We start from the raw sequence: 6897 nt of genomic DNA, 5'->3' as shown, positions 1-6897 counted from the left end.
CGGGAGCCACCCCCGCCACCCGAGGAGTCGTCGCCACGGGTGTCGCCGATGCCGCGGTCGGCTGTGTCGCCGATGCCGCGGTCGGCTGCGGCCTCCCACTCGACGAGGAGGTCGGAGGACGGCGCACGCCAGTGCCGCTTCTGCACGAGGTAGGTGATCAGCAGAGCCGTGCCGCCGACGATCAGGGACAGGACCATGGCCTTGTCCGCGACGGCGTCGGCCTCGACGCCGGCCGCCGATGCGGAGATACCGGGCGCCACCTTGATGATGTAGTCCGAGGACAGCGCCATGCCCTGGCCGCAGATCGCGATGACCATGCCCACCGACAGCGGGGACATGCCCGCGCGGATCGCGACGGGGATGAGCACCGCGCCGACGAGGGGCACGGCCGGGGTGGGCCAGAAGAACAGGGAGATCACGTAGGTGACCGCGGCGAGGACGAGGAAGCTGCTGGTGCCCGCACGCATGACCCGCCGGAACGGCGCGACCATCATCCGGTCGGCGCCGAGCTGGCGCAGCGCGCCGAGCATGGCCGTGACCATCGCGATGATGAGGAAGATGTTGAACAGTTCCTTCGCCGCGACGAGACTCGCGTTGAAGATGGCCGACAGTCCCGTGACGATGCTGCCGGAGAACGTCAGTGCGGTCAGGAAGGTTGCGACGACTGCAGGAACGACGATGTTCTTCCGCAGGGCCATGGTGGCCAGGATGACGAGGATGCCGGCCAGGTAGACCCAGTGCGCGGCGGTGAGTTGTACGTCCAAGGCGATTCCTTCGACAGGGGGTGGAACGAGTCGGGCTGTGTTCGTGGACGGTGAATGGGAACTCGATGTATTGGGGGAACTTTCCGCTACGGCCCGTGCTCGGTCAACGAGAACGGTGCACAGTGCCCGCCACGCCAGTTGTGCACTGTGTTCCACTTTTGCGATTTCGTGACGACGAAGCGCTCCGGTGTGAAATATTGCTACGAACATGTGTCGCGCGCCCCGCGCCGCCCTCACGACGTCGTCGAATGTGCACCCTGCACCGGCTCACCCGGATCCGATGTGCACCTTCACTCCGCTATGGCGATGCATCCGACGGTAGCGCAGTGCGAAAGTGGTTCGACGGTACGAACCGTGCCGCGCAGTTCCCCGAGGTTCCGGAGAGTTCGATGACCACTCGCACCGATACACCGGCAGCGCCGGCAGCCGAGACGGATACGGGCACTCCCCTGGCCCTGTCCGCCCTGCTCGCCGGAACCCTCGTCGGGACATTGAGCAACAACATCATCAATGTCCCACTGCCACAGATGCTTTCCGACTTCGACGCAAGCCTCGAAGACGGCGCACTCCTGGCCGTCGGCTTCCTTCTCACTTTTGCTGCGACAATGCCCCTTGCAGGGTACATCGGTGACCGATACGGTCGGCGTCGCGTCTACTGCGGTGCCCTGCTCGGCACCGCGATCTGTGCTGCCGGAGCGGCGACGGCGCCGACCCTCGAGATCCTCGTGGCCTGGCGCGCCCTCGGTGGAGTTGCGGCAGCCGCATTCGCCCCCGCCGTCATGGGATTGATCGCATGGCTGTTCGGCGCGCACCGGCGCGCACGCGCGGTGAGCGCGTGGGCCACCGTCAACGGACTCGGCCAGGCCATCGGCCCCACCCTCGGCGGTTTCGTTGCGGGACATTGGGGTTGGCGATGGATATTCGTCCCGATGATCCCGATTGCACTGATCGGGCTCGCCGGAACGTTGCGCTGGATCCCGATCTTCCCCGGACGCAGGATGACCCTCGACGTGCCCGGTGCGATCGCACTGACGCTCGGCTCCGCCGGAGTCGTGCTGGGACTGAGCATGTTCGGACAAGCAGGTGTTCCCACGTCCGTCGCGGGGATCGCCCTGGCGGTCTCGATCGTCGTACTGGTCGGTTTCGTCGTGCACTGCCTGCGCGCGGCCGTGCCGTTCGTCGACGTCCGGTTGCTGGTCGAGAGCAGGTTCGCGCGGAGCGCGGCCGCCGCCTTCGCGCAGATGTTCTGCCTGGGCGCCGCTCTACTGGCGGTGCCGCTGCGGTTGCACGCGACGGGCGCGTCGACGGCCACGGCCGGGGCGATCCTGTTCGCGCTGCCCGCCGTCATGGCGGCCCTCGCACCGGTGGTCGGCCGCACCGTCGATCGCGTCGGCGGACGGCGCATGTTGCGGGCGGGACTGGTGGTGCTGCTCGTCGGTCAGATCGCGCTTGCCGTCGTCCTCTCGGCGGACGAACCGCGGCTGTGGCTCGTCGCGACCGTCCTGGCGATCACCGGTGCCGGCATCGCCGCCGTGCAGACCCCCGCGGCGGCCGGCTCGACGCGGTCCCCGGCGGGCGAGCGCGGGACGGGCCTGGGGGTGTTCAACCTGATCCGCTTCGGCGGCTCCGCCGTCGGGGCCGCGTGGGTGACCGTCGCGCTCGGTTCGTGGACAGTGGGACCGCTCTTCGCGGTGTGCGCCTTGGTCGTGTGCGCGGGGTTCGCCGCGTCGTTCCTGGGGGCCGACCCCGAGGATCACGCACCGACCGGCTCCGAGTCGACCGCTCTCAGCGGTAGTTGATCTCGTTTTCGACCGAGGTGCGCAACCGGTCGAGAAGCTCGAGGCGGACGGCGAGCCAGGCCGTGAACTGGTTCTCCGGCAGCCGGACGTCCATCCCCATCGCGCGGGAGATCCGGTCCAGCTTCGACAGCATCGTGTTGCGGTGGACCGACAGCTCCCGCGCCGCCGCGTTGACGTTCCCGCCGGCCGCGAGATAGGCCAGCAGGGTGTCGTACAGGTCGGTGCCGGGCTTGAGCGTCCCGAAGACGTCGCCGACGAACCTGCGGCTGCGATCGGTCTCGGCGACCAGCTCGAGCACGCCGTAACCCCGCAGGTCGCGGTAGGCCACCGAACCCGACATCCCGAGCCGCTGCCCGATGCCGAGCGCCACGCGGGCCTGCCGGTAGCTCTCCCGGATCTGGTCCGCGCCGACGGCCGGAGCGCCGTGGGCGACGGGCACCGGGCGCACGCGCCGGCGGGACAGGTCCTGCGACACCGCGTCGGCGTATTCGGCGATCTCGAGTTCGACGTCGCGCGGGTCGCGGTAGCGGAGCGACCGCACCACCACCAGGACGTCGCCGATCACCGTGACATACGAGCGCACCGACGGGTGGGGCAGGACGCTAGCCGCGTACCGGGCCAACCGCAACAGTCCACCGGATTCGTCGCCACCCGGACCGGCCGGGTTCTCCCCGTAACCGGGCGCGACGAAGACCGCGAACGACGAGGTGAGGTCGATGTCGTGGTACTCGGCGCGCGCCTGCATGTCGTGCTGGCTGGTGAAACTGCCGTGCACCAGCGCCTGCACGAAATCGCCGCGGGCCCGTTCCTCGGCCTCGTCGACGCTGCGTTGCCGCAGCATCTCCGATCCGATGATCGCCGTCGCCTGTTCGGTGACGACCGCGTGCTGGGCCAGCTCGTGCGGTCCGGGAGACGCGCCCGAGGCGAGCACGACCACCCAGCCCTCGAACCGTTTGCCGAGCCGGATGGTGCTGGCCGTGCACGTCCAGGGTGTGCCTCCGACGACCTCCTCCAGCACGCGGGTGTCGTGGTGGGCGTGACGTTCCGCGGCCGTCACCGTCGACAGCTGCTTGTGCAGTATCTCCGAGATCTCTTCCGCCCGAGCGGCATCCACGCCGTGGAAGGCGACGGCCTGACCACGTGCATCGAGTGCGATCGCCGGATGCTGCGCGAGCGCCGAGACCTCCTTGACGAGCAAGGTCAGTCCCGCGCCGCGGTGCAGCAGACCGGCGAGCGTCGAGTGCACGTGCGCGGAATAGCGCATGACGTGCACTTCCTGCATCAGCGACCGCTCGGCGAGCAACCGGTTGAGTGCCGCGAATCCGACGGGCAGGTCGAGTTCGATCACCACCAGTCCTGCCGGCCAGGACATTCCGGCGGGCACCGCGCCGTCGACGACCAGGGCCGCCGCGTCGCGGGCCGCGAGCGCGGACAGGGCGTGCGCGCTGTCGGCCAGTGCCTCCGGCCGCATGTACACGGCGACGCCGGTGAGATCGTCGAATCGGCCGACGACCTCGCCGAACGGCAGCACCCAGGTGAGCGCCCGGTCGAGATCGGCCTCCCGATCCACGACCCGGGCGCCCTCCATGAGCGGTTCGTCGAGCAGTCCTCGGACTGTCAGACGCGGGCTCGATTCCATGGGGACCTGCTTCCATCGGGAGCATCGGCGGACCGTGAGGGGGGTGGACCCGTCGACACCGTGGCGGTGTGCACTTTCTACACCAGATACCAGAGTCATGCGTCCCAGACACATGTGCACTGTGTACACCGAATCCCGAAAACGACGGTGATCCTGACCGTCCCCATCGGCGCACGGCCCTGTTAGAAATGAGCCACGCCGGACACACCGCTCCACCGCTCCGGCACCCGCCGACACTTCAGCGACGCGGCATCGGCGGGACGCACACGGATCCCGACGCGGACCAGGAATCGTCCGACTCTCCGACCCGACTTCGAAAGTGGAGACCAATGCATCGAATCCACCGCATCACCCTCGACGACGCACTCCCCCTGCTGGCCGCCGGCCGCACGAAGGCCGAGGAGATCGGCGTGAAGCAGACCCTCTGCGTCTGCGACGAGAGCGCGAACGTCATTGCTCTGCACCGGCTTCCCGGCGCCCGCCTCACCGGCGTCGAGATCGCCATGGCGAAGGCGTTCACCGCCGCCGGCCACGAGCGCGCCACCCACCTGTTCAACGAGGGTCCCAACGGACCCGCACTCCCCGGCAACGAAGCGTTCGGCATCAGCCACATGCTCCCCGGGAAGTTCGCGATCTTCGTCGGCGGCTTCCCCCTCGTCTACGACGGACAGATCGTCGGCGCCGTCGGCATCAGCGGCGGCAACGGCGAGCAGGACAAGGCGGTCGGCGCCGCCATGATCGCCGAATTCGAAGCCCTGACCTCCGCGATCAACGCCTGATCGCATCCCCCCGCACGACCTCCTCATCGAAAGGCATCATCATGACCGAACTGCTCGGACGCGACGAATTCCGCGCCGCACTCGAAGACGCCATCAAGGGACGCGAAGCGAAGAACGCATCGTTCAGCAAGGCGTGGGCCGAGGGCAAGCTCGAGAAGCATCACTTCGCCCGGTGGGCCGAGAACCACTACCACTACGTCGGCCCCTTCGCCGACTACCTGGCGAACATCTACTCCAACACCCCCGATCACTTCACCGACGCCAAGGACTTCACCCTCCAGAACATGTACGAGGAGGAGCTGGCCGACATCCGGCACACCGACCTGCTCATCAAGTTCGCCGAGGCGTGCGGCACCACCAAGGAGCGCGTCGAGGATCCGAACAACATGAACGCGGTCACCCGCGGACTGCAGGCCTGGTGCTACGCGGTGTCGCAGCGCGAACACTTCGTCGTCGCCACCGCGGCCCTGGTCGTGGGCCTCGAATCGCAGGTGCCGAGCATCTACAAGAAGCAGATCGTCCCGCTGCGCGAGGTGTACGGCTTCACCGAGGACGAGATCGAGTTCTTCGACCTGCACATCACCTCGGACGTGGTGCACGGTGAGCGCGGCTACCAGATCGTCCTCGACTGCGCCGACACCCCGCAGCTGCAGCAGCGCTGCCTGCAGCTCGTCCGCTGGGGAGCGGAGATGCGTTTCTCGTACACGAAGGGCCTGTACGACACGTACGTCGCCCCCGATCTGGAGCTGGCGTCCGCCTGATCCGATGCGCGGGAGCGGAAGTCGCTCGCGGCTTCCGCTCCCGGTCTCGCACACGAGCGAAGGAGAAGCATGTCCACCGAAATCATGGGCAGCGGGACCGCCGGCACCGACACCGCCGCGGAGTCCCCGACCTGGGTCGCCGTCGCCACGGTGAAAGAGGTGACCCGCCGCCGCAAACTCCGCGTGGAGGTCGACGGCCTCGCGATCGCACTGTTCCATGCGAACGACCGCATCTACGCCTTCGCCGACCTGTGCATCCACCAGGACCGTTCGCTCGTGAAGGGCACGCTCCTGCACGGCCGGGTCATCTGCCCCGGCCACCAGTGGCGCTTCGATCTCGAGACCGGATACGAAGAGGACCAGGACCTCTGCCAGCCGGTCTATCCCGTCCTCGTGCGCGACGAGACCGTCCTCGTCGACCCCACCCCGCGTCCGGCACCGGCCGCATCCGGAAAGGAGTGCACGGCATGACCGTTCGCACCGTAGTCACAGTGGGCGCCGGCCAGGTCGCCGCCGTCGCCGCACGCACCCTGCGCCGCCGCGGCTTCGACGGACGCATCGTGCTGCTCGGCGACGAACAGCACGCCCCCTACCAGCGCCCACCCCTGTCGAAGGAATTCCTCGCAGGCCGCGAAGGAGTCGACTCCCTCGCACTGCTGACCCGGAAATGGCTCGACGCCAACGACATCGACATCCGAACGGGTGTGTCGGTTCAGCGCATCGACACCGCGACCCGCACCGTCGAATTCGACGGCGGCGAGATCGCCGCCGACGCGATCGTCCTCGCCACGGGCGGACGCCCCCGCACCCTCGCCACCACCGGTCCCCGGCCCGATCTCGTCCATTACCTGCGCACCCTCGACGACGCGACCGCCCTCGCAGCCCGCCTGACCCCGGGTTCGAGCCTCGCGATCGTCGGCGGCGGCTTCATCGGACTCGAGATCGCCGCGACCGCACGATCTCTCGGCGTGACGGTGACGGTCCTCGAACAGGCCGAGCACCTGCTCGGAGGCATCCTCGGCGAACAGGTCGGCCGGCACTGCGCCGATCTGCACCACCGCAACGGTGTCGACCTGCGCACCGGCACGGGCGTCGCCTCGGTGACCACCTCCGATCATGGCGTGCGGATCGAGACCACCACCGGCGGGATCGTCG

General features: G+C 68.5%; 7 protein-coding genes. 5 read left to right on the top strand and 2 right to left on the bottom strand.

Annotation, left to right across the window (positions count from 1 at the left end):
• On the bottom strand, positions 1-764 hold a 764-nt coding region (locus ACLBYD_RS20235; protein WP_447817855.1), incomplete at its 3' end, for a TRAP transporter large permease subunit.
• A gap of 326 nt (positions 765-1090) precedes the next feature.
• Here ACLBYD_RS20235 and ACLBYD_RS20230 point away from each other — a divergent pair.
• Positions 1091-2563, top strand: a complete 1473-nt coding sequence (locus tag ACLBYD_RS20230) for an MFS transporter (RefSeq protein WP_447817853.1) — start codon at positions 1091-1093, stop codon at positions 2561-2563.
• Here ACLBYD_RS20230 and ACLBYD_RS20225 read toward each other — a convergent pair.
• Entirely contained in the window at positions 2550-4202 is a 1653-nt protein-coding gene (locus ACLBYD_RS20225) for a PucR family transcriptional regulator (RefSeq protein ID WP_447817851.1), read from the bottom strand. The genes ACLBYD_RS20230 and ACLBYD_RS20225 overlap by 14 nt on opposite strands.
• A 329-nt stretch (positions 4203-4531) precedes the next feature.
• On the opposite strand from ACLBYD_RS20225, the gene ACLBYD_RS20220 reads away from it, so the two are divergent.
• From ACLBYD_RS20220 to ACLBYD_RS20205, 4 genes are all read left to right on the top strand, one after another.
• On the top strand, positions 4532-4981 hold the full coding sequence (locus ACLBYD_RS20220) for a GlcG/HbpS family heme-binding protein (RefSeq protein ID WP_447817850.1): 450 nt from the start codon (positions 4532-4534) through the stop codon (positions 4979-4981).
• Between the two features lie 41 nt (positions 4982-5022).
• Entirely contained in the window at positions 5023-5742 is a 720-nt protein-coding gene (locus ACLBYD_RS20215; protein WP_006552489.1) for a TenA family transcriptional regulator, read from the top strand.
• Positions 5743-5826: 84 nt separating this feature from the next.
• The gene (locus tag ACLBYD_RS20210) at positions 5827-6213 is read left to right on the top strand and encodes a Rieske (2Fe-2S) protein (RefSeq protein ID WP_050993526.1); all 387 of its coding nucleotides are present in this window, start codon (positions 5827-5829) and stop codon (positions 6211-6213) included.
• Positions 6210-6897 (top strand): NAD(P)/FAD-dependent oxidoreductase (locus ACLBYD_RS20205; RefSeq protein WP_447817849.1); only part of this gene is annotated, 688 nt, incomplete at its 3' end. The genes ACLBYD_RS20210 and ACLBYD_RS20205, both read left to right, overlap by 4 nt.

Source organism: Rhodococcus sp. C26F, assembly GCF_053345925.1.
The sequence above is the reverse complement of the archived record's forward strand: the minus strand, read 5'-3'. Positions and strand labels throughout refer to the sequence as shown.

Bases quoted from the DNA above. Each gene is read 5' to 3' on its own strand.
- ACLBYD_RS20215 (WP_006552489.1), top strand. From the start codon at position 5,023: ATGACCGAACTGCTCGGACGCGACGAATTCCGCGCCGCACTCGAAGAC.
- ACLBYD_RS20220 (WP_447817850.1), top strand. From the start codon at position 4,532: ATGCATCGAATCCACCGCATCACCCTCGACGACGCACTCCCCCTGCTG.
- ACLBYD_RS20225 (WP_447817851.1), bottom strand. From the start codon at position 4,202: ATGGAATCGAGCCCGCGTCTGACAGTCCGAGGACTGCTCGACGAACCG.
- ACLBYD_RS20210 (WP_050993526.1), top strand. From the start codon at position 5,827: ATGGGCAGCGGGACCGCCGGCACCGACACCGCCGCGGAGTCCCCGACC.